The sequence below is a fragment of the Erwinia sp. 1181_3 genome (genome assembly GCF_052824965.1).
The window spans coordinates 162,138-185,536 of sequence record NZ_VTDE01000003.1 but is presented as its reverse complement, the minus strand read 5'-3'; the positions used below and the strand labels follow the sequence as shown (position 1 = coordinate 185,536).

At 54.1% G+C, this 23,399-nt stretch carries 21 protein-coding genes; 14 read left to right on the top strand and 7 right to left on the bottom strand.

Going from position 1 to position 23,399, the window contains the following annotated elements; genetic code table 11:
* Nucleotides 1-156 precede the first annotated feature (156 nt).
* From phoB to proY, 6 genes are all read left to right on the top strand, one after another.
* Nucleotides 157-846 carry a phosphate response regulator transcription factor PhoB gene (gene phoB, locus FY046_RS09210; protein ID WP_133846278.1) on the top strand — a complete coding sequence of 230 codons (690 nt, stop codon included), beginning with the start codon at nucleotides 157-159 and terminating at the stop codon, nucleotides 844-846.
* A 23-nt stretch (nucleotides 847-869) separates the two neighbouring features.
* Nucleotides 870-2,183 (top strand): phosphate regulon sensor histidine kinase PhoR, encoded by a 1,314-nt coding sequence (gene phoR / locus FY046_RS09205; protein WP_133846279.1) that lies wholly within the window; start codon nucleotides 870-872, stop codon nucleotides 2,181-2,183.
* Between the two features lie 19 nt (nucleotides 2,184-2,202).
* Nucleotides 2,203-3,126: a PstS family phosphate ABC transporter substrate-binding protein gene (locus tag FY046_RS09200; RefSeq protein ID WP_446185988.1), complete on the top strand. Its 924-nt coding sequence runs from the start codon at nucleotides 2,203-2,205 to the stop codon at nucleotides 3,124-3,126.
* A gap of 385 nt (nucleotides 3,127-3,511) precedes the next feature.
* Entirely contained in the window at nucleotides 3,512-4,612 is a 1,101-nt protein-coding gene (locus FY046_RS09195) for a cobalamin-independent methionine synthase II family protein (protein ID WP_446185987.1), read from the top strand.
* 416 nt (nucleotides 4,613-5,028) lie between these two features.
* Entirely contained in the window at nucleotides 5,029-6,351 is a 1,323-nt protein-coding gene (gene brnQ / locus FY046_RS09190) for a branched-chain amino acid transporter carrier protein BrnQ (protein WP_133846282.1), read from the top strand.
* Between the two features lie 55 nt (nucleotides 6,352-6,406).
* The gene (proY, locus tag FY046_RS09185) at nucleotides 6,407-7,759 is read left to right on the top strand and encodes a proline-specific permease ProY (RefSeq protein ID WP_133846283.1); all 1,353 of its coding nucleotides are present in this window, start codon (nucleotides 6,407-6,409) and stop codon (nucleotides 7,757-7,759) included.
* 66 nt (nucleotides 7,760-7,825) lie between these two features.
* Here proY and FY046_RS09180 read toward each other — a convergent pair whose 3' ends face one another.
* Nucleotides 7,826-9,223: an MFS transporter gene (locus FY046_RS09180; RefSeq protein ID WP_212815870.1), complete on the bottom strand. Its 1,398-nt coding sequence runs from the start codon at nucleotides 9,221-9,223 to the stop codon at nucleotides 7,826-7,828.
* Nucleotides 9,224-9,403: 180 nt separating this feature from the next.
* Here FY046_RS09180 and FY046_RS09175 point away from each other — a divergent pair, with 180 nt between their 5' ends.
* Nucleotides 9,404-10,000 carry a helix-turn-helix transcriptional regulator gene (locus FY046_RS09175; protein WP_238337089.1) on the top strand — a complete coding sequence of 199 codons (597 nt, stop codon included), beginning with the start codon at nucleotides 9,404-9,406 and terminating at the stop codon, nucleotides 9,998-10,000.
* Between the two features lie 133 nt (nucleotides 10,001-10,133).
* Here the strand turns inward: FY046_RS09175 and FY046_RS09170 are convergent, their stop codons facing one another.
* The 5 genes from FY046_RS09170 to FY046_RS09150 all read right to left on the bottom strand — a co-directional run bounded on the left by FY046_RS09170 (nucleotide 10,134) and on the right by FY046_RS09150 (nucleotide 15,403).
* Nucleotides 10,134-11,414 carry a histidine-type phosphatase gene (locus tag FY046_RS09170; protein ID WP_446185986.1) on the bottom strand — a complete coding sequence of 427 codons (1,281 nt, stop codon included), beginning with the start codon at nucleotides 11,412-11,414 and terminating at the stop codon, nucleotides 10,134-10,136.
* A gap of 128 nt (nucleotides 11,415-11,542) precedes the next feature.
* Entirely contained in the window at nucleotides 11,543-12,526 is a 984-nt protein-coding gene (locus tag FY046_RS09165) for a LacI family DNA-binding transcriptional regulator (RefSeq protein ID WP_133846287.1), read from the bottom strand.
* 63 nt (nucleotides 12,527-12,589) lie between these two features.
* Nucleotides 12,590-13,888, bottom strand: coding sequence for a histidine-type phosphatase (locus tag FY046_RS09160; protein WP_446186064.1), 1,299 nt, complete (start codon nucleotides 13,886-13,888; stop codon nucleotides 12,590-12,592).
* Between the two features lie 134 nt (nucleotides 13,889-14,022).
* Nucleotides 14,023-14,625, bottom strand: a complete 603-nt coding sequence (locus FY046_RS09155; protein ID WP_133846288.1) for a peroxiredoxin C — start codon at nucleotides 14,623-14,625, stop codon at nucleotides 14,023-14,025.
* A gap of 196 nt (nucleotides 14,626-14,821) precedes the next feature.
* Nucleotides 14,822-15,403 carry an ACP phosphodiesterase gene (locus FY046_RS09150; protein WP_133846289.1) on the bottom strand — a complete coding sequence of 194 codons (582 nt, stop codon included), beginning with the start codon at nucleotides 15,401-15,403 and terminating at the stop codon, nucleotides 14,822-14,824.
* Nucleotides 15,404-15,506: 103 nt separating this feature from the next.
* Between FY046_RS09150 and queA the strand changes: the two genes are divergently transcribed.
* The 5 genes from queA (at nucleotide 15,507) to secF (ending at nucleotide 20,982) form a co-directional block, all read left to right on the top strand.
* On the top strand, nucleotides 15,507-16,577 hold the full coding sequence (gene queA, locus FY046_RS09145; protein WP_159337695.1) for a tRNA preQ1(34) S-adenosylmethionine ribosyltransferase-isomerase QueA: 1,071 nt from the start codon (nucleotides 15,507-15,509) through the stop codon (nucleotides 16,575-16,577).
* Nucleotides 16,578-16,651: 74 nt separating this feature from the next.
* Entirely contained in the window at nucleotides 16,652-17,782 is a 1,131-nt protein-coding gene (gene tgt / locus FY046_RS09140; RefSeq protein WP_133846290.1) for a tRNA guanosine(34) transglycosylase Tgt, read from the top strand.
* 17 nt (nucleotides 17,783-17,799) lie between these two features.
* The gene (gene yajC, locus FY046_RS09135; protein WP_062747803.1) at nucleotides 17,800-18,129 is read left to right on the top strand and encodes a preprotein translocase subunit YajC; all 330 of its coding nucleotides are present in this window, start codon (nucleotides 17,800-17,802) and stop codon (nucleotides 18,127-18,129) included.
* A 26-nt stretch (nucleotides 18,130-18,155) separates the two neighbouring features.
* Nucleotides 18,156-20,003, top strand: a complete 1,848-nt coding sequence (gene secD, locus FY046_RS09130; protein ID WP_133846291.1) for a protein translocase subunit SecD — start codon at nucleotides 18,156-18,158, stop codon at nucleotides 20,001-20,003.
* A gap of 67 nt (nucleotides 20,004-20,070) precedes the next feature.
* Entirely contained in the window at nucleotides 20,071-20,982 is a 912-nt protein-coding gene (gene secF, locus FY046_RS09125) for a protein translocase subunit SecF (RefSeq protein ID WP_234472242.1), read from the top strand.
* A 70-nt stretch (nucleotides 20,983-21,052) separates the two neighbouring features.
* On the opposite strand, the gene FY046_RS09120 is transcribed toward secF, so the two are convergent.
* Nucleotides 21,053-21,619, bottom strand: coding sequence for a DUF3251 domain-containing protein (locus FY046_RS09120; protein WP_446185985.1), 567 nt, complete (start codon nucleotides 21,617-21,619; stop codon nucleotides 21,053-21,055).
* 190 nt (nucleotides 21,620-21,809) lie between these two features.
* Between FY046_RS09120 and nrdR the strand changes: the two genes are divergently transcribed.
* Complete coding sequence (gene nrdR / locus FY046_RS09115; RefSeq protein ID WP_133846294.1) at nucleotides 21,810-22,259, top strand: transcriptional regulator NrdR; 450 nt, start codon at nucleotides 21,810-21,812, stop codon at nucleotides 22,257-22,259.
* A 4-nt stretch (nucleotides 22,260-22,263) separates the two neighbouring features.
* Nucleotides 22,264-23,367, top strand: a complete 1,104-nt coding sequence (gene ribD, locus FY046_RS09110) for a bifunctional diaminohydroxyphosphoribosylaminopyrimidine deaminase/5-amino-6-(5-phosphoribosylamino)uracil reductase RibD (RefSeq protein WP_446185984.1) — start codon at nucleotides 22,264-22,266, stop codon at nucleotides 23,365-23,367.
* Nucleotides 23,368-23,399: the final 32 nt, after the last annotated feature.

The following is a 23,399-nucleotide window of genomic DNA, read 5'->3' as shown; positions in this document are numbered from 1 at the left end:
ATTATTCAGAGCAGATAAACATATTGATGAGGAGGGGATTTTATTTAATTCCATCAATGCTTTTAGGGGGTGCTTTTTTCATAAAAGTGTCATAAAACTGACGCATAATGGCGCCGCATATCCCCGTGACAACCTGTCACTGTAGCAGGAGCAATAATGGCCAAGCGCATTCTGGTGGTTGAAGATGAAGCCCCAATCCGTGAGATGTTGTGTTTCGTTCTGGAACAAAATGACTATCAACCGATCGAAGCCGAGGACTATGACAGCGCAGTAAGTATGCTCATTGAGCCGTGGCCGGATTTAATCCTGCTGGACTGGATGCTCCCGGGTGGTTCCGGCATTCAGTTTATTAAGCATCTGAAGCGTGAAGCCATGACCCGGGATATTCCGGTTATGATGCTGACCGCGCGTGGCGAAGAAGAAGATCGCGTCCGTGGCCTGGAAGTGGGTGCCGACGATTACATTACGAAACCCTTCTCACCCAAAGAGCTGGTGGCCCGTATTAAAGCGGTGATGCGCCGTATTTCACCGATGGCGGTGGAAGAGGTGATTGAAATGCAGGGGCTGAGTCTTGATCCGTCATCGCATCGCGTGATGTCTGACACGCAACCGCTGGAAATGGGGCCGACCGAATATAAATTGCTGCACTTCTTTATGACGCATCCTGAGCGTGTTTACAGCCGTGAGCAGTTGCTAAACCATGTCTGGGGAACTAACGTTTACGTCGAAGATCGTACCGTTGATGTGCACATTCGTCGCTTACGTAAGGCGCTGGAACTGACCGGGCACGATCGTATGGTGCAGACGGTTCGCGGAACAGGTTATCGTTTCTCTGCACGCTATTGATTGTTCGCGCTGGAGTCTGAACCGTGTTGGAACGCCTCTCCTGGAAGAGATTATTGTTTGAGCTGCTGCTTGCCGGTTTGCCCGCGTTACTGCTCGGGCTGCTGGTGGGTTGGCTCCCCTGGCTGCTGTTAATCTCAGTACTCTGTGTGCTGGGCTTTCATTTCAACAACTTACTTCGACTCTCTCACTGGCTGTGGGTTGACCGCAGCATGACACCTCCCAGCGGCCGTGGCAGCTGGGAACCGCTGTTTTACGGCCTGTATCAAATGCAGGCGCGTAACCGCCGCCGCCGCCGTGAACTCGGTCATCTGATCAAACGTTTTCGTAGCGGTGCAGAATCTCTGCCTGATGCGGTGGTACTGACCACCGAAGAGGGGACGATTTTTTGGTGCAACGGCCTCGCACAGCAGATGCTGGGGCTGCGCTGGCCGGAAGATAACGGGCAGAATATCCTCAATCTGCTGCGTTACCCCGAGTTTACCCGCTATCTGCGTCAGCGTGATTTTTCTCGCCCGCTTACGCTGGTGCTGAACAGCCATCGCCATCTTGAATTTCGTGTGATGCCTTACAGTGAAGGGCAATGGTTGCTGGTGGCGCGTGATGTCACCCAGATGCATCAGCTGGAAGGGGCCCGGCGTAACTTCTTTGCTAATGTCAGCCATGAACTGCGTACGCCGCTCACCGTATTGCAGGGGTATCTGGAGATGATGAACGATTCCGTGCTGGAGGGCAGTCTGCGCGATAAGGCGCTGCACACCATGCAGGAGCAGACTAAACGCATGGACAGCCTGGTGAAACAGCTGCTGACCTTGTCACGCATTGAAGCTGCTCCGGCGATCGATTTGCAGGAAACCGTGGATGTGCCGATGATGCTGCGGGTGTTGCAGCGTGAAGCGGAAACGCTCAGTAACGGCCGCCATGATATTTATTTCCATACCGACCCGCATTTGCGCGTGTTTGGCAACGACGAGCAGCTGCGCAGTGCGATCTCCAATCTGGTGTATAACGCGGTTAACCATACGCCGGATGGCACGCGTATTGATATCAGCTGGCTGCGCAGCCCGCAGGGGGCACAGTTTAAGGTTAAAGATAATGGACCCGGGATTGCACCGGAACACCTGCCTCGTCTGACCGAGCGTTTCTATCGGGTTGATAAAGCGCGTTCCCGACAGACGGGCGGTAGCGGATTAGGGCTGGCTATCGTGAAGCATGCGCTCAGCCACCACAATACGCGCCTGGATATCAGCAGCACGCCCGGCGCTGAAACCTGTTTCAGCTTTCAATTGCCACCAAGGTTGATTGTCAGTGCCGAACTGGTCGAGAATGCGTTGCATTAAGTCTCACGGAACCCATGCAATGAAATTGTTAATCGCGTTGGCGCTGCTGCTGGTCAGTTCGCAGGTCCTGGCGAAGCAGGGCATGTTGGCGGGGAATCTCACCAGCGTTGGCTCGGATACGCTGGGTAACCTGATGGCGCTGTGGGGTGAGAGTTTTAATCGTCAGTATCCCGGTGTGAATGTGCAGATCCAGGCGGCCGGTTCGTCGACTGCGCCGACTGCGCTTGCCGCGGGGGCTGCTCAGCTAGGTGCGATGAGCCGCCCGATGCAGGCGGTAGAACGCCAGTTATTTGAAGACAGTTACGGTTATCAGCCGCTGGCTGTACCGGTGGCGATGGATGCGCTGGTGGTGGTGGTCAATCAGGATAACCCGTTAACCGGCCTGAATGCCCAGCAGCTGGACGCCATTTTCTCGGTGACGCGTCGCTGTGGCGGGTTATCCGTGCCCAAAACCTGGGGGGATTTACAGTTAACTCAGCCCGGTTGGGCGACGCGGGGATTACAGCGCTTTGGCCGTAACTCGGCCTCCGGGACTTGGGGATTCTTCAAACAGCAGGCGCTGTGTAACGGTGACTTCCGTAATGATGTCGGAGAATATCCCGGCTCTGCCGCTGTGGTGCAGGCCGTTGCGGGAACGTTGAATGGCATTGGTTATGCCAGTGCCGGGTTTCATATCAGCGGCGTCAAAACCGTGCCGGTGGCGCGTGATGGCAATGACTGGATCGCGCCAAGCGCCGAGAATATTCGCAGCGGCCGCTATCCTTATGCCCGTCCTCTTTATATCTATGTCAATAAAGCGCCCGATAAACCACTGGAGCCTCTGACGGCTGCCTTTTTGCGTTTAGCGCTTTCTCCACAGGGCCAGGCGCTGGTCAGCCAGGCGGGGTATCTGCCCCTGTCTGAGCAGCAGATGCAGCGCGCCCGTGCGATGCTGGCCGAGTAACCGTGCCTTCGGGCGAGGCGTGCCTCGCCCCTACAATACATGGGTCCCCGTCTCGTAGGGGTCAGGCACGCCTGCCCCTGTACCCGTGCCTCGCCCCTACAATATATTGCTCCCATCTCGTAGGGGTCAGGCACGCCTGACCCTGTCACTGTGCCTCGCCCCTACAATATATTGCTCCCACCTTGTAGGGGTCAGGCACGCCTGACCCTCACTCAGTCATCATGAAAATTATTCATCTGCCGTGAAATTTCTTCGGTTGCCGCTGAAGGTTTCTCATGAGACTCTTAGCTCAACAGACATGTAGACGTCCAGATGTCTAGAGGTAACCTGATGTAATTATTACGTCACTAAATTATGCGCCGCGTGCAGGCCAGGAGTTTTCATCATGACAACATTTACCCCATACCGTGCCGAAGTGGTTGGCAGCTACCTGCGCCCGGCTGAGATTAAACAGGCTCGTAAGCAGTTTGAGGCTGGTGAGATAGATGCTGCGGCACTGCGTGCGGTGGAAGATGAAGCGATCCGTAAGGTGGTAGCCCATCAGCGTGAAAACGGTTTGCAGGTGGTGACTGATGGCGAATTCCGCCGCGCCTGGTGGCATTTCGACTTCTTCGATGGTCTGGATGGCGTGGAGCGTTATGAGGCCGAGCAGGGTATTCAGTTTAACGGTGTGCAGACAAAAGCACGGGGTGTGAAAGTGACCGGTAAGCTGGGCTTTAGCAATCATCCGATGCTGGAAGATTTCCGTTTCCTGCAAAGCATCAGTGGCGATGCCGTGGCTAAGATGACCATTCCAAGCCCCAGTGTGTTGCACTTCCGCGGTGGGCGTAAAGTGATTGATGCTGAGGTTTATCCTGATCTGGATGTCTATTTTGACGATCTGGCGCAGACGTATCGTGACGCCATTAAAGCCTTCTATGATGCTGGCTGCCGTTATCTGCAACTGGATGATACTGTCTGGGCCTATCTGTGTTCTGACGATCAGAAACAGCAGATCCGCGAACGTGGCGATAACCCGGAAGAGCTGGCCCGCACCTATGCCCGTGTACTGAATAAAGCCATCGAAGGGAAGCCGGATGACCTGGTCATTGGCCTGCATGTCTGTCGTGGCAACTTCCGATCCACCTGGATCTCCGAAGGTGGCTATGAGCCGGTGGCCGAAATCCTGTTTGGCGGCGTCAACATTGATGCTTTTTTCCTGGAGTACGATAACGAGCGTTCTGGTGGATTTGAGCCATTACGCTTTATCAAACCGGGCAAACAGCAGGTGGTTCTGGGCCTGATCACCACGAAAACAGGGGAGCTGGAAGCCGCTGAAACGGTGGAAAAACGCATTCGCGAGGCATCACAGTTTGTCCCCCAGGATCAAATTTGCCTGAGCCCTCAGTGCGGCTTTGCTTCAACGGAAGAGGGCAATAGCCTGACGGAAGAGCAGCAGTGGGCTAAGCTGCGCCTGGTGGTGGATGTCGCCAGCCGCATCTGGTAATGACTGCATCATTTTGTGTACAGGGCGCGGTTTTCCGCGCCTTTTGTGCATATTACGAGGGTTTATTGCAGAAATTAACGTTGTGTCGGACGAAAAAGATACAAATCATGTAAGGCATTCTTCATCAGATCTAAATATATGCACTGGTTATGCAGTCTTTTGCGCTATATCATCCTGCTTTTCCGATCCCGTATTGCCTTTCTTCGCTATAAACGTTCTACTTACCCCCGTTTTTTCGTCATCCCCCTGCATACAGAAAATAATCAGCTCACATTCGCTGTCAACCCGGTATTACAAAGTGCATTCCACTGTATTGGTTTGATTCGGCGGCGTTTTTAGAGCGAGCAGGGGGACAGGTTTTCAATTTGAGCCTGACATTACGACTTTTCACACCATCACGGGCAACACAATTTCTTATGACACATCGTTTAACTTCGAAAGATATCCTGGCGCTGGGCTTTATGACGTTTGCCCTGTTCGTCGGTGCGGGAAACATCATTTTCCCCCCTATGGTGGGGATTCAGTCTGGCGAACATGTCTGGATGGCCGCTATCGGTTTTCTGATCACGGCTGTGGGTCTGCCGGTGATTACGGTGATTGCGCTGGCGCGCGTGGGCGGTGGCATTGATGCCCTCAGCTCACCGATTGGCAAGGCGGCTGGCATCGTGCTGGCCACCGTCTGCTATCTGGCCGTTGGCCCGCTGTTTGCCACACCGCGTACGGCGACCGTGTCGTTTGAAGTGGGGATTGCCCCACTGACCGGTGATGGTGCGTTGCCGCTGATGATCTACAGCGTCGTCTACTTCGCCCTGGTGATTGGCATTTCCCTCTATCCTGGCAAACTGCTGGATACCGTGGGGCACGTACTGGCACCACTGAAAATTTTCGCACTGGCCGTTCTGGGCCTGGCCGCGCTGCTGTGGCCTGCGGGCGGTCTTGCACCGGCAACGGCTGATTATCAGCGTGCGGCGTTCTCGAGCGGCTTTGTGAACGGTTATCTGACCATGGATACCCTCGGCGCGCTGGTGTTCGGTATTGTTATCGTCAATGCAGCACGCTCACGCGGCATCACAGAAGCGAAGTTACTCACGCGTTACACCGTGATAGCCGGCTTGATTGCGGGTGTGGGTCTGACGTTGGTATACCTGGCACTGTTTAAACTGGGTTCCGACAGTGCATCCATTGTTGACCAGAACGCTAACGGTGCGGCCATTCTGCATGCCTACGTACAGCATACCTTTGGCGGTATGGGCAGCTTCTTCCTGGCGGCGCTGATTTTTGTTGCCTGCATGGTGACCGCTGTCGGCCTGACCTGTGCCTGCGCGGAGTTCTTTGAGCACTACTTGCCTCTTAGCTATCGTCAGCTGGTGTTTATTCTTGGTCTGTTCTCGATGGTGGTGTCTAACCTGGGTCTGAGTCATTTGATTCAAATTTCAATTCCAGTGTTAACTGCGATTTACCCACCTTGCATCGTACTGGTACTGTTGAGCTTCACTTTAAAATGGTGGAAAAAAAGCTCAAGGATTATTGCGCCAACGATGCTGGTTAGCCTGGTTTTCGGCATTGTTGATGCAATCAAAAGTACGAACTTAAAGGCACTTCTGCCAGCAGTAACCCAGAATCTGCCACTGGCAGACCAAGGTTTGGCATGGTTGCCACCTTCACTGGTGATGCTGGTATTGGTAGCCGTGTACGATCGCGTTACAGGCCGCCAGTCGGTTACTGCGCATCAGCAATAGCGTTGTAAAAACTCCCCCTTACCTCCTTGCCGGTAAGGGGCCGACAGGTGTAAATATGACAAGTACAACACTCAAAAAGGGACTGAGTACCCGCCATATCCGGTTTATGGCTCTGGGTTCTGCCATTGGCACCGGACTGTTTTATGGTTCGGCTGACGCCATCAGAATGGCTGGTCCTGGCGTTTTGATTGCCTATATGGTGGGTGGGCTCGCGGCCTATATTATTATGCGCGCCCTGGGTGAAATGTCCGTTAACAACCCACAGGCCAGCTCTTTCTCCCGCTACGCACGTGATTACCTCGGCCCGCTCGCAGGGTATATCACCGGCTGGACCTACTGTTTTGAAATCCTGATTGTTGCCATTGCCGATGTCACCGCTTTCGGCATTTATATGGGCGTGTGGTTCCCGGACGTTCAGCACTGGATTTGGGTATTGAGCGTGGTGCTGATTATCGGCGCGCTTAACCTCGCGACGGTAAAGGTGTTTGGTGAGGTCGAATTCTGGCTGTCACTGTTTAAAGTGGCCACCATTATCGTGATGATCGTGGCCGGTTTTGGCATTATTTTCTGGGGCATTGGCAACGGTGGCCAGGCAACGGGGATCAGTAATCTGTGGACCCACGGCGGTTTTGTCCCCAATGGCTGGATAGGCGTGGTGCTGTCATTGCAGGTAGTGATGTTTGCCTTCGGGGGTATTGAAATTATCGGCATCACAGCCGGTGAAGCGAAAGATCCGCAGGTGTCGATTCCTTTGGCGATTAATACGGTACCGCTGCGTATTCTGGTGTTCTATGTCGGTACGCTGTTTGTGATTATGTCCATTTACCCCTGGAACCAGGTGGGGACGAACGGTAGTCCGTTTGTACTGACTTTCCAGAATTTGGGCATAGCCGCCGCCGCAACAATTCTTAATTTTGTGGTGATTACCGCCTCGCTGTCGGCGATTAACAGCGATGTGTTTGGCGTGGGGCGTATGCTCCACGGTATGGCAGAGCAGGGACATGCGCCGAAAGTGTTTGCTTCCGTATCACGCAGAGGCGTGCCGTGGGTCACGGTGCTGGCGATGATGATGGCGATGCTGGTGGCGGTATACCTCAACTACCTGATGCCAGAGAAAGTGTTCCTGGTGATCGCCTCATTGGCCACGTTTGCTACCGTCTGGGTGTGGATTATGATCCTCTTCTCGCAGATCGGCTTCCGTCGTACGTTGACGCCTGAGCAACAGAAAGCGCTGAAGTTTTCGCTGCCGGGTGGCACGGCCACTGCCGTAGTGGGGATTCTGTTTCTGATGTTTGTGATTGGGCTGATTGGTTATTTCCCGGATACCCGTATTTCACTTTACGTCGGGATGGGGTGGATCCTGTTGCTGCTGGTGAGCTGGCAATGGGTGAAACGTAAGAATCGTTAGACAGCATGTGAGCGACGTTTGTTAATGCTGGCCAGTAAGATGGCCAGCATTATCTTCTGTCTCTTTTTAAGCTGGTGTTGATCGTCTTGCGCTAAAGATCGCCAACAGCGGAGCAACAGCCAGTACGCTAAACATCACCCATGCTGCATTGCTGGCACCTTCTATTCCACCGGGTATATTCAGCCCTCCCAGATTCGCCAACATCCCGGCCAGTGCGGCGCCCAGCGCAGTGGCAAACAGTTGTACCGTGGAGATTGAGGTCGCTGCGGCATCCTGATCCTCTTCCGGTGTGACATCCAGCACCCGTGCCAGCAGATGGGGCCAGCCCAGCCCGATACCAAAGCCAACCAGCAGTAATCCCAGCGAAATGATGGCCACCAGCGTTCGCCCATAGTCGCTTTGTACCGGCAGGGAGAATGACAGTATCGCCATTCCGGCCAGAACCAGTATGGGTCCGGTAATGATCGCCAGCGAAACACGCCTGGCGCGCCAGCCGGAGCTCCAGATTTCGGCCAGCGTCCAGCCCGCCGCCATCAGTGCCGCCAGATAGCCGGACATCAGCGGAGTCTGCCCGTGCAGATTTTGTAGAAAGTAGGGCACAAAGGTTTCACTGGTCATGCCGACAACCAGCAGGCCGATAGTCAGATAAAGTGGTAGCAGAGGGGAACTCAGGCGCAGTGCGTTACGTGGCAGCAGGCAGGCATCACTGCGCAACTCCTGGCGGATTAATAGTGCCATCATCAGGACTGCCAGCCCGACACCGATCAGATTGTCAGTGAGTGCTGAGCTGGTGCTGCCAATGCTGATTGCCAGCACCGCAGCGGTAAGCAGCATCAGCTGTACCCACGGCAGGCGAGTGGCGGGCCTGCGCTCCTCGCTATCATCGGGTAAAGCCCGCCAGACGACCCATGCGTAGATGAATGTCACCGGTAGCAGAAAACCAAAAGCCAGCCTCCATGCATCGATATCGGCAAAAATTCCGCCAATAGCCGGACCGACCAGGGTCGCCACTCCCCACATACCCGAAATGAGCGCGAAGGCACGTGTCCAGAGCGAACGTTCAAATACTGAATAAATCATGCTGTAGCCAAGTGCAAACAGGTACCCTCCACCTAGCCCCTGAACGGTGCGTCCCAGCAACATCATCAGCATACTCGGTGCCAGGGCACACAGCAGAGAACCCGCGATAAACAACAGAATAGCAATAGCATAGGTGCCGCGAGACCCGGTCCGGCTCAACGTCCGACTGGTGAGCGCCGAGCCAAGTATGGAGGCCACCACAAACAGCGTAGTATTCCATGCGTAAAGATGTAGCCCGCCAATCTCTTTGACGACCGAAGGTAGCACGGTGGTCGCGATGTAAATATTAATGGCATGCAGTGCCACTCCTCCCGACAGCGCAATCGAGCGTGCGGCATTCTTTCCGGAGAGAAGATCTCCCCAGTTTCCTTCATGTGATGACATAATGGCTCCTTTAAACCCTGCAGTGAGTCACCCTGGGGTTGTCGGCCGCACAGCCCTGAGGTAAAATAATAAAACAAGTAAATACTTTGAATATTAAGGGGGGGAAAGAAAAACTTGTCAATAAATCACTTGCCTGCCACGTCTGAAGAGCACTTATCGTCATCACAGCGTCTGTTGTACATGCTGAAAACGCGTGGGCCTCAGCAGGCTTCCGGGGCGGGAAAGGCGCTGGGAATGACAGCAGAAGCCGCGCGCCAACAGTTCACCAAACTGGCAACAGAGGGACTGGTGACCGCTGTTTCCCGGTCACAAGGTGTTGGGCGGCCTTCGCAGTTTTGGCAGCTTACCGCAGAAGGGGAAAAGCAATTTCCTGATACACACCCTGAACTGACCGTACAACTGCTGGAAGTGGTTCGCGATTCGTTTGGTGAACAGGCCATTGAGATATTGATTGCGAAACGTGAGCAGAAATCCCGGGAGCTTTACTGGCAGGAGCTTGGTCATCTGAAAGGTTTAACCGCACGGGTTGCACGACTGGCAGAGATACGCTCCGCTGAAGGCTATATGGCGGAATACGAAACAATGGATGATGGCAGCCTGCTGCTGATTGAAAACCACTGTCCCATCTGCGCTGCCGCGGCGACCTGTCAGGGCTTTTGTCGTGCAGAACAGGCCATTTTCACTGAGGTGCTGGAGGCCGAGGTGGTCCGCGTGGAACATATTCTCAGCCAGTCACGGCGCTGTGCTTATCGTGTGAAACCGTATCAGGACGAATAATTCCCTGGCTTTTCCAGTCAACCGGAATAAATAAAAAGTTAACGTATTTATTCCGGTGTCAGGAGTCAGGCTGGTGTAATCGGGAACGCTGAACGCAACGATATACGTTCACCCTGATGATTGTCGCTATCTCTTACTGTTCGTAGCTGACCGGTGCCAGCACCTCGTGATCGATATTTTTCCTGATACGGTTTAGCGTTGATTCATAAGGGCAAAGCGTACCGACCTTGGTGATTTTACAGCCGTCGAATCCCAGCTCGCTGATCAGCGGTGGCTGAGTGGCGTTGAGCGGTGTCAGATAACGAATTTGATCGAGTGTCTGCGCCTGGAAATAGAGACGGATATAACGTTTTCCGGTCTGCGTCTCGCGCCAGCGTTCAAACACCAGACTGCCCGCCGGAGGAATGTTGCCTCGCGGATAACTGGCCTGCTGCCAGCTAAAGTTCAGCATGGTACGCAGCCAGGAAATGTTGGTGTCGTGCGCGACATACAGCAGCCATCGCACGTCGGGCGGCCCCCCTTTTACCGGTTGGGTTGCCAGCGCTTTGGCGATTTGATCCATTAATATCGATCCGCCACGCTGCGCGATATAAGGCACATCGTTGATATAATCGTATTTTGTGGTTAGCAGCGACATCAGTTTTGCCACGTCAGCGGCGGAGTGAACGTGGCCAAAAGCCACGTTGGCAGAAGGTTGATTTTCGCTCCATGCCAGGCGGAAAGTCTCTGCCATATTCGCCAGCGTTGCGAGTCCCTCGACCTCAAAACGCCCGTCCTTGCTACGCTTGATACTCCATGGGTGATCGAAGATAGGGCAGGGATGGTCCGCCTGACAGACGGTTGCTTTCAAACGGGCGATCTCCGGGGCTGCACGCTGCTCTGCCTGCTGAACGCTCCCGCCCATTGCCTTTTCAATTCCCGCCCGGGCCTGTGCTTCGTCCAGTGGTGCCAGCCCCATCTTATCGCTCTGGAACAAGGGATCGCTGTCACCGCTGACGCTGTGCACCGTCACATCACACCCCGGGAATGCGCCATCAGTTAATGCTTTCGCCGTCGCTTTTGTGCGCTGTAGCGGGCTTGCCCAGACATACAGTGTCTTGCCGTCAGGGCATCCCGACGTCAGCAACCCGGCCTGACGCCAGCCGTTTGCCTCATACCCGCCTTTCAATACCGCAGCGGCATAACCGTGCCCGGTCAGTTCGCCATCGGCGGTCAGCCACTGTGGCCAGGAGCGATCTGTCCCTGCCTCCATTGCTTTGGTGTTATCCGGCGTGGGCGGGCGGACCCCATGGCGACTGATCTCCACGACTTTTTCCAGGTGAAATGTTTCTGCCTGCACTATCTGGCTACTGAATACCGGCACCATGGCCAGGGCAAACACCAGGCGTGGCAATACCGTCTGTATCGTTAACATAATGATCCTCTATGCACACGTGTGCAATTACAAGTGTAAAAAAGGCGTGTTACAACGTTGTGACAGAATAATGACCAGAATGAAAAAATGATTCCGTGATCGTTATAACATAAAACAAATTGTCCAAATCAGGCGGAGTGACGGCGGATAAGTGTGACAGGAACAGATTTTTGCTGCGAAGGCTGGGTGAAGTTTTTCAGCCTTTCCAGTAGAGAATGAACGGCAAGTTGCGCCAGTTTGTCGGTATCTTGCTGGATCGTCGTCAGTTGATACGCAGCGAATGCGGCCTGTGGGATGTCATCAAATCCTGCGACTTTAATCGCAGAGAAAGCAGGATGCTGGTGCAAATAATCCAGGGTGCCCATCGCCAGCATATCGGTGGCACAAAAGATCGCCTGTAAATTGGGATAATCAGCAAGCAGTTTAGCTGCGGCGTCCCAACCCGCCTGATAACCGCCTCGTGGGCAGAAAAGGGCAATGGCCTGCGGCGCCTGTTCACGAAAGGCCTGCCAGCGTTGGTCAGTGCTGAAGTTTTCCGCCTCTTCCCCGATAAAGGCCAGCCGTTGCAGGCCCTGTTCCCTGAACAGGGCGGCTACCAGCTTTGCACCCTGCGCATTATCACTGCAAATGCGATCGGCACCGGGCAGGTCGGCGTGACGATTGATTAACATCACGGGGATCTTTTTTGCCAGATACTCTTCGGCCAGCGACAGTGGAGGCGCGCCGGAGGTGATGATTACTCCCGTCACATGGTAGCTGAGCAGCTGGCGAAGTGAGGGTTCTAACTGTTGGGGATCGTCGGCATTCATCAGCAGAGGAATAAACCCCTGTAACGCCAGATGATGTACCAGCGGGGCCAGCAGTTTACTGCGAAAAGGATTATCGAAGCCGGCGGTGATGATCCCGACAAAATTACTGTTACCGGTGATCATGGTGCGCGCAATGATATTCACCTGGTAGCCCAGCTCACTGGCGGCGGCCATCACCTTCTGGCGCGTCGGTTCAGAAACGGAAGCGCCAGGGGTGAAGGTACGCGAGACGGCAGAACGTGATACACCGGCAAGGCGAGCAACATCGGCCGCAGTAACCCAACTTTTGTTTTCAGACGCCATCGGCACTCCCTCTGTATGTGCCGCTGAGTATTACCGCAATACTGCGGAAAGTCATGGCGTTTCTCAGTGTGATGCGGGTTGATTCTGATAGCTTACCGGGCGAATCAGTGACCGGTCTATATTCTGGTTAAGGTGTTGCAGTACGCTGTCGTAAGGGCACAGAGTACCTGCTTCGGTTTTCTCACAGCCGGAAAATTTTAACTCGGTGATCAGTAGCGGGTGGTGGCGGTCGATGGGCGTCAGTTGACGAATCTGATCAAGACTCTGCCCCTGGAACAGAATGCGGATAAAACGTTTCCCGCTTTGTGTCTCTTTCCAGCGTTCAAATACCAGGCTTCCTGCTGGCTGGACAGTGCCACGAGGATAGTCACCCTGTTGCCAGCTGAAATCCAGCAACGTACGCAGATAGGCGATATTGACGTCATGAGCGACGTACAGCAGCCAGCGAGCCTCCGGCGGTGCATCCTGTTGCGGCATCACGCCCTGTTGCAATGCTTTGGCAATCTGCTCCATCAATAAGGAACCGCCACGCCGGGCGACGTAGGGTTGATCGTTGGTGGCATCGTATTTCGGTGTCAGTAATGCCATGAGCTTGCCGATCTGTGCGGCACTGTCGGCGTGACCAAACGCCACCTGACTCAGCGGTTTATTATCGCTCCACTCCAGACGAAGGGTTTCTGCCATAGCCGCCAGGGTATCCAGACCGGTGATCATAATACGGCCATCGGAGGCGAATTTTATTTCCCACATTTTATCAAAGATTGGGCAGGGCTTATCTGGCTGGCAGACGGCCTTTTTCAGCAGGGAGATCTCTGGTTGCAGCCGTTTTTGTGCATCGGCTGGCGTGCCGCCCAGGGCGGTCAGTGCCCCCTGACGCTGTTGCTCCTGGTCGAGGGTGGCATATCCCGGACCCTGGTTTTGAAACAGCGGATCGTTTTTTTCCGGGGAGTGATGAATAGTGATGCCACAGCCGGGGAAGGCCCCGTCAGTCAGGGCTTCAGCAGTGGCACGGGTACGCTGTAACGGACTGGCCCAGACAAAAATATCTTTCTCTGTCGGGCAGCCTGCGCCAAGCAGGCCAAGCTGACGATACTGGTTTCCCTCATATTGGCCTTTAAGCCATGCCGCGCTGTAGCCGTGACCAGTGAGCTGACCGTCGGCGGTTAACCAGCTTATCCAGGGGCGATCACTGCCGGTCTCCATCTCTTTACGGTTATCCGCCGTTGGCGGGCGAACGCCGTGGCGGCTGATTTCCACCACTTTTTCCAGCACATAGTGAGGCGCGGCCTGGGCCATCAGGCTCAGTGAACTGAACAGGGTGGCGAGGGAAAAACGCAGAGCACTCTTTTTCATCGGGATCATCCTTGTGATGGGGGACAGGTCAGTGGGCATCATGACAAAATTTCGTCTAAAGGTGTGACGAAAGATGGGGGGCGGGAAATTGAGGTGAAAAAAAAGCCCGCCGAAGCGAGCTTTCCTGGAAAACGCACAAGCAATTACAGCTTAGAGGCGTTCTCAGTCAGGTACTTAGCAACACCTTCTGGAGATGCGCCCATACCTTCTTTTCCTTTTTCCCACTGAGCCGGGCACACTTCGCCGTGCTCTTCGTGGAATTGCAGCGCGTCAACCATGCGCAGCATTTCGTCAACGTTACGGCCCAGTGGCAGATCGTTAACCACCTGGTGGCGAACCACACCGGCTTTGTCGATCAGGAAAGAACCACGCAGAGCCACGCCTGCATCCGGGTGCTCGATGCCGTAGGCTTTCTGAATTTCACGTTTGATATCAGCAACCATTGCGTACTGAACTTCGCCGATGCCGCCTTTATCAACCGGAGTTTTACGCCATGCGTTGTGCACGAACTCTGAATCGAAGGAAACACCAACCACTTCCACGCCGCGTTTCTGGAATTCTGCATAGCGCTTGTCGAAAGCGATCAGCTCAGAAGGGCATACGAAGGTGAAGTCCATTGGCCAAAAGAACACAACGGTGGCTTTACCAGCGGTGTGTTTTTTAAAGTTGAAGTTTTCTACGATCTCACCGTTGCCCAGTACGGCTGCGGCGGTAAAATCAGGGGCTGGACGAGTTACCAGGACCATGTTCACTCCTGTAAAAGTAAGTTGAAATAAGGTGACAATACGCGGGCAGTATACGGGGCGTGCCCCATCAGGGACCAGCGTGCTGTACCGATTATTAAGATAGGCTATACCTATCAAAATCGTAGTAATTATCAAGCAGTTTCATACAATAACCTTTTTTAAAAAAAGGGCAAGGTGTAAAACTGGGCAAGATGTTTCACAACTTCCGCTGAACAGCTTGCGCCATCATACGCGGGTAAAGCTGCCAGAATAACACTTCAAGCTGTTGATAGTTATCAACGAAATCTTGATAACTGTCTTCCAGTGCTGCCAGTTTAGGACGGCGGCTTGCCATCCCGCGCAGCACCTCTTGCAGAAAAGGAGCATCGGCATAACGCTCCATCCAGCGTCCGGTCCATAAGTAGTGATTAAGATTCTGGAATCGCTCCGGGGTTGTCCCAAGTTGCGGTTCGATCACACTTTTCACCTGTGACAAAAAAGCTGGCAAAGAAATTTCCGGCACCAGCTTATCCCAGTGAGATGACAGAAAATGATCCCAGATGACGTCAAGCGTAATCGGTGCCACCCGGCGAGTATTGCTGCGAAAAAGCTGGCGGGCGCTGCGCACTTCCGGCAAGGAATCGGTCAGTGCATCAATCCGGCGGTGAAGTGCAATACCGTCAGCGATAGCTTCAGGCCATTGCTGATGCGGGTTGCCGCGCACATAGTCTGCCATCATATTGCCCAGCAGCGAGCTGTTGGCAAGGGTGGCCATATGGAGGTGAGCAAGATAGTTCATGGCGCGATTCTAGCGTAGTTTCTGTCGATATTAAGCAGATTGTTTAGCTATGAGCAGTTTTCAGCTAGAATGTGCGCCCTGATTTCCCAGACTGTGAATGACCATGCGCGTTGCCGATTTTACTTTTGAGTTGCCCGAATCTTTGATTGCCCACTATCCGCAAGCCCAGCGCAGCGGGTGCCGCCTGCTATCGCTGAATGGCCCGGATGGCGAACTGACGCATGGGGTATTCACCGATTTGCTGGATAAGCTCAATCCCGGCGATCTTCTGGTGTTTAATAATACCCGGGTGATCCCGGCACGTATTTTTGGCCGTAAGGCCAGCGGTGGAAAAATCGAGGTGCTGATTGAGCGCATGCTCGATGATAAACGCGTGCTGGCACATGTACGTTCCTCGAAAGCCCCTAAGCCAGGCACTGAATTGCTGCTGGGTGATGATGAAAATGTGCAGGCCACCATGGTGGCACGTCATGATGCGTTGTTTGAAATTGAGTTTCATGATGAGCGGCCGGTTCTCGATATTCTGAACGCCATTGGCCATATGCCGCTGCCGCCGTATATTGATCGCCCGGATGAAGACGCCGACCGCGAACTTTATCAGACGGTGTACAGCCAGAAACCAGGGGCGGTAGCTGCCCCAACAGCGGGCCTGCATTTTGATGAGCCTTTGCTGGCTGCGCTGCGTGAGAAAGGTATTGAGACAGCGTTTGTCACCCTGCATGTTGGCGCGGGGACCTTCCAGCCGGTGCGCGTTGACACCATCGAAGATCATATTATGCACGCGGAATACGCCGAAGTGCCGCAGGATGTGGTGGATGCAGTGCTCGCCTGTAAAGCACGCGGCAACCGGGTGATCGCGGTCGGCACCACCTCGGTGCGTTCGCTGGAAAGCGCCGCGCAGGCGGCGCAGGATGCGCTGATTGCCCCGTTCTTCGGCGATACGAAAATCTTTATCTACCCTGGATATCACTATCAAGTCATTGATGTGCTGGTGACCAATTTCCACCTGCCAGAATCGACGCTGATTATGCTGGTGTCGGCGTTTGCCGGATATCAACACACGATGCAGGCTTACCAGCAGGCCGTGGCTGAAAAATATCGTTTCTTCAGTTATGGTGATGCGATGTTTATTACCCGTAATCCTGAGGCGTACGCCGAGATCCCGGGCCAGTAATTTTCCCGCAGGGGGCAGGCATGCCTGACCCTCTTTTAACCATTACATCAGACTGTTTCTCTGGTGGAGGCAATGTGAAGTTTGAATTAGACACTACTGATGGTCGCGCACGCCGTGGCCGTCTGGTTTTTGAGCGCGGCGTGGTAGAAACCCCGGCATTTATGCCAGTGGGGACCTACGGCACGGTAAAAGGCATGACCCCGGAAGAAGTGATCGATACCGGTGCACAGATCATCCTCGGCAATACCTTCCATTTATGGTTGCGTCCGGGCCAGGAGATCATGAAATTGCACGGCGATCTGCATGACTTTATGCAGTGGAAAGGCCCGATCTTGACGGACTCCGGCGGTTTCCAGGTGTTCAGCCTGGGTGACATCCGTAAGATCACCGAGAAGGGCGTCCATTTCCGTAACCCAATCAACGGTGATGCGATCTTCCTCGATCCCGAAAAATCAATGGAGATTCAGTACGATCTCGGTTCTGATATCGTGATGATCTTTGATGAATGTACACCGTATCCGGCTGACTGGGATTACGCGAAGCGTTCAATGGAGATGTCTCTACGCTGGGCACAACGTAGCCGCGATCGCTTTGATTCTCTGGGAAATAAGAACGCATTGTTCGGTATTATCCAGGGCGGGGTTTACGAAGATTTACGTGATGTCTCCGTTAAAGGACTGGTAGATATTGGCTTTGATGGGTACGCTGTGGGCGGCCTGGCGGTCGGTGAACCGAAAGAAGATATGCATCGTATTCTGGAGCATGTTTGCCCACAGTTACCTGAGGATAAACCGCGCTACCTGATGGGCGTCGGTAAGCCGCAGGATCTGGTGGAAGGCGTGCGCCGTGGTATTGATATGTTTGACTGTGTGATGCCCACCCGCAACGCACGTAACGGACATCTTTTCGTGACCGACGGCGTGGTAAAAATCCGCAATGCGAAGTATAAAGATGACACGTCTCCGCTCGATGCTGAATGCGACTGCTACACGTGCCGCAACTACAGCCGTGCTTACCTGTATCATCTTGATCGCTGTAACGAAATTTTGGGTGCGCGTCTGAACACCATCCACAATCTGCGTTACTATCAGCGCCTGATGGCTGGTTTACGCCAGGCAATCGAAGAGGGTAAATTAGCGCTCTTCGTGACCGAATTCTACCAACGGACAGGATTGGCGGTTCCGCCTTTACCGTCTGATAATTAAACAATGAGGGAAATTTAATGAGCTTTTTCACTTCTGATGCCGTAGCAGCCGCAGCACCATCTCAGGGAAGTCCTTACTCTCTGGTGATTATGTTGGTTGTGTTTGGTCTGATTTTCTACTTTATGATCCTGCGCCCTCAGCAGAAACGTGCGAAAGAGCACAAGAAACTGATGGACTCAATTTCTAAAGGTGATGAAGTGCTGACCACCGGTGGCCTGGTGGGCCGTGTGACTAAAGTTGCTGAAACCGGCTATGTTGCTATCGCACTGAACGAAACCACTGAAGTTGTGGTCAAACGTGACTTCGTCGCTGCCGTTCTGCCGAAAGGTACAATGAAAGCGCTTTAATTTTCGATTTCCCTAAGGGAACTGCCGTGTTAAACCGTTATCCTTTGTGGAAGTACATCATGCTGATCGTCGTGTTACTCGTCGGTCTGCTGTATGCACTTCCTAACCTGTATGGTGAGGATCCGGCCGTTCAGATCACTGGTGCGCGCGGAAGCGCCGCCAGTGAGCAAACGCTGGTTCAGATCCAGACCGCATTAAAACAAGATAATATCCAGAGCAAATCACTCGCGCTGGAAAATGGCGCTATTATGGCGCGTTTCGCCAACACGGACGTGCAGATGCGCGCGCGTGAAGCGATTACTAAAACGCTGGGCGATAACTACGTCGTGGCGCTTAACCTCGCTCCCGCAACACCGTCCTGGTTAGCCATGCTCAATGCGGAACCGATGAAACTCGGTCTCGATCTGCGCGGTGGCGTTCACTTCCTGATGGAAGTCGATATGGATACTGCTCTGAGTAAACTCCAGGAACAGAACATCGATAACCTGCGAAGTGACCTTCGTGATAAAAGCATCCCTTACGTTAATGTTCGCAAAATCAATAATTACGGTCTGGAAATTCGTTTCCGTGATGCCGCAGCACGTGATCAAGCCGTCAGCTATCTGGCAGGCCGTCACCGCGATATGGTCATCAACAGCAGTGGCAGCAATGCCCTGTCGGCTGTCATGTCTGATGAGCGACTGCGTGAAGCCCGTGAATACGCGGTACAGCAGAACATTAATATTCTGCGTAACCGTGTGAATCAGCTGGGTGTTGCAGAACCACTGGTACAGCGTCAGGGTTCTGACCGTATCGTCGTGGAATTGCCGGGTATTCAGGATACTGCACGCGCGAAAGAGATCCTCGGCGCAACCGCAACGCTGGAATTCCGTCTGGTGAATACCTCTGTGGATGCCACTGCCGCTGCGAACGGCCGCGTTCCGGGCGACTCTGAAGTGAAAGACACCCGTGATGGCCAGCCTGTTGTGCTGTACAAGCGTGTGATCCTCACCGGCGACCACATCACCGACTCCACCTCAAGCACCGATGAATACAATCAGCCTCAGGTTAATATCTCCCTGGACAGCGCTGGCGGTAACATCATGTCCAACTTCACCAAGGACAGCGTCGGTAAAGCGATGGCAACCCTGTTTGTTGAGTACAAAGACAGCGGGAAGAAAGACGCCAACGGTCGCTCAATCCTTGAGAAGCAGGAAGAAGTGATTAACGTGGCGAATATCCAGTCTCGTCTGGGTAACAGCTTCCGTATCACCGGCATCAATAACCCGAACGAAGCGCGCCAGCTGTCTCTGCTGCTGCGTGCCGGGGCGCTGATTGCACCGATCCAGATTGTTGAAGAGCGTACTATTGGCCCGACAATGGGTCAGCAGAACATCACTCAGGGTCTGGAAGCCTGCCTGTGGGGCCTTATCGCTTCCATCATCTTTATGGTGGTGTGGTACAAGAAATTTGGTCTGATTGCGACCAGTGCGCTGCTGGCTAACCTGGTGCTGATTGTCGGTATCATGTCGCTGCTGCCGGGTGCTACGCTGACCATGCCGGGAATTGCCGGTATTGTGCTGACGCTGGCGGTTGCGGTGGATGCTAACGTACTGATTAACGAACGTATCAAGGAAGAGCTGCGCAACGGACGTTCCGTTCAGCAGGCGATCCATGAAGGCTATAAAGGCGCGTTCTCCAGTATCGTTGATGCTAACGTCACGACGCTGATTAAAGTGTTGATCCTGTACGCAGTCGGTACTGGCTCAATCAAAGGCTTTGCGATCACCACGGGAATCGGTATTGCGACCTCGATGTTTACCGCAATTATTGGTACTCGCGCCATTGCCAATCTGTTGTACGGCGGCAAACGCATCAACAAGCTGTCTATCTGAGGAGTGCGTTGTGTCACAGGAACATAGTGTTGAACAATTGAACCACGGCCGTAAAGTCTATGACTTTATGCGCTGGGACACGCTGGCGTTTGCCATCTCGGTACTGCTGCTGATTGCATCCGTTGCCATTATGGGCGTGCGTGGTTTTAACTGGGGTCTGGATTTCACCGGTGGTACGGTGATTGAAATTAACCTTGAGCAACCCGTAGAACTGGATATGCTGCGCACCAGCCTGGAAAAATCAGGTTTTGATGAGCCGCAGGTACAGAACTTTGGCAGCAGCCGTGACGTGATCGTTCGTATGTCACCGCGCGAAGGGAATGCCGGTCAGGAGCTGGGCGCGAAAGTGCTGGCAACGATCAACGAGGCAACCCAGCAGCAGGCAACGGTAAAACGTATTGAGTTCGTCGGCCCAAGCGTGGGTAGCGATCTGGCTCAGGCTGGCGGTATGGCGCTATTATCTGCGCTGATTGCCATCCTGATCTACATTGGTTTCCGTTTTGAGTGGCGTCTGGCACTGGGTACTGTGTTGGCACTGGCCCATGACGTGATCATAACCGCCGGCATTTTGGCGCTGTTCCAGGTTGAAATCGACCTGACGATCATCGCCTCACTGATGTCGGTTATCGGTTACTCGCTGAACGATAAAATCGTGGTCTCGGACCGTATTCGTGAGAACTTCCGCAAGATCCGTCGCGGTTCGTCTTACGATATCACCAACGTCTCCCTGACGCAGACGCTGAGCCGTACCATTATCACCTCGGTAACCACCCTGGCGATGGTCGCGATTCTGTTTGTGTTCGGTGGCGCGTTGCTGAAAGGCTTCTCGTTGACCATGCTGATCGGTATTACTATCGGTACCATCTCGTCGATTTATGTCTCTTCCGCGCTGGCGCTGAAGCTGGGCATGAAACGCGAGCATATGCTGCAGCAGAAAGTGGAAAAAGAGGGCGCAGATCAGCCTTCGATTCTGCCTTAATCCCGGGCGGACCAAAACAGGTGTCCCCCTGGAGCCGATTGGAAGGGCCACGCATTGCGTGGCCCTTTTTTTATGGTGTGCTGGTCGCTTGCGGCTCAGTGCTGAGCACTACATCATGTACCCGCACATATCCCAATTGTTCCGGCGGCAGGTTGCTTAAACGTAATGGCACCGTGGCTTCACTTTTCGCCAGCAGCGCGCGGGTGACCTCAATACGTTGCACCTGACTGTTTACCGTCAGTGGCTTGCTGGTCGTGCTATCCAACTCACCCCATTCGACCTGAGCGGTAAACGCGGGTAGCGGCGCATCGCCTGTGGCGCGTATATGTAGAAGGGCGCGCGTGCCGTTGGCTTCCGCCTGGACATGACTCAATGACAGCTTCAGTTCACCCGCCTGGCTTTTCAGTATCACCCCGGTATTCGCCGCTGGCAGTAACCATGCACCCTGTGCCGACCCGCTGTTAAGATTCCCCTGCTGCTCCAGCGCGGCGGCCTGATTGGTCAGTTGGCGCATTTCCTGGGTCAGTTTCCCGACTTCGTTATGCAACTGATTGAGTTTCGGTTGCGGTGGCGTACTGGCACAGCCCGCCAGCAGTAACAGTGATCCCAGTGACAATTTGAGATAAGCGCTTGTCATTGTTCATTTCCTTCTGATTAACGCGAATGACTTTATCTTAGAGCAAACGGGTCTTGATCGCCTGCAAAGAAATACGGCATTTTGTTGCGTAAGCCCCATAAAATCAGGACAGTTTTTCTGACGCACCTTTGGCACATCGCCGGGTTCGCGGTACACTAGCTGACACTATTAAGGATAATCAGGACGCGTCATGTATTGCCCATTCTGTTCTGCCGTGGATACGAAAGTGATCGACTCCCGCCTGGTCGGGGAGGGCACCTCGGTACGCCGTCGTCGTCAGTGTCTGATGTGCCATGAGCGTTTTACCACGTTTGAGGTCGCGGAACTGGTGATGCCGCGCGTAGTGAAAAGCAATGACGTGCGTGAACCTTTCAATGAGGACAAACTGCGCAGCGGTCTGATGAAAGCACTGGAGAAACGCCCGGTGAATTCAGACGCGGTGGAAACAGCCCTCAGCCATATCAAAAGTCAGTTACGCGCTACGGGCGAGCGTGAAGTGGCTAGTAAACTGATCGGTAGTCTGGTGATGGATGAGCTGAAAAAACTGGATAAAGTGGCCTACATCCGCTTTGCTTCGGTCTACCGCAGCTTTGAAGATATCCGCGAATTTGGCGAAGAAATCGCCCGTTTACAGGACTGACGCGATGCGTGATGAAGTGTTTATGTCACGTGCGCTATCCCTTGCGAGCCGTGGCCGTTTTACTACAACCCCCAACCCGAATGTCGGCTGTGTCATCGTGCGCGACGGCGAGATAGTGGGTGAAGGCTATCATTTGCGTGCCGGTGAACCCCACGCGGAAGTGCATGCGCTACGTATGGCGGGTGATAAAGCGCAGGGAGCGACCGCGTACGTCACGCTGGAGCCGTGCAGCCATCACGGGCGCACGCCGCCCTGCTGCGATGCGTTGATCGGCGCCGGTGTGACCCGGGTCGTGGCGGCAATGCAGGATCCGAACCCGGAAGTGGCGGGTCGCGGTCTGTACCGTTTACAGCAGGCAGGAATTGACGTCAGCCACGGTCTGATGATGCAGGAAGCGGAAGCGCTTAATCGTGGTTTCCTGAAGCGTATGCGTACCGGATTCCCCTGGGTACAGCTGAAGCTGGGCGCATCGCTGGATGGCCGCACCGCATTGGCCAGTGGTGAAAGCAAGTGGATCACGTCGCCACAGGCGCGACGCGATGTTCAGCGTCTGCGTGCGCAAAGTTCTGCCATTCTCAGCACCAGCGCAACGGTGCTGGCTGATAATCCGTCGCTGACGGTGCGCTACCACGAGCTGGATAGCGCAACCCAGGCCGATTACCCAGCAGACCTGTTGCGTCAGCCAGTAAGAATTATTGTCGACAGCCAGAATCGCGTCACACCGCAGCATCAACTTATTGCACAATCCGGGGAAACCTGGCTGGCGCGTACCGACTGCGATGAACAGACGTGGCCTGATAACGTCACTCAATTCAGCGTGCCCCGTCATAACGGGCGGCTTGATCTGGTGGCGATGATGATGCTGCTGGGAAGAAAACACATTAATAGCGTTTGGGTGGAAGCCGGAGCGCAGTTTGCAGGTGCATTGTTGCAGGCCGGTGTGGTGGATGAGCTGATTGTGTATCTCGCCCCCAAACTTCTGGGCGATAATGGGCGCGGCCTTTGTCAACTGCCGGGCCTTGAGCATCTTACCGATGCGCCTGCCTTTGCCTTTAGTGATGTTCGTCAGGTTGGGCCGGACTTACGCCTGACGCTGACCCCGTTATAGCGGTTTGCGCAAAAACAAGCAGACCGGTAAAG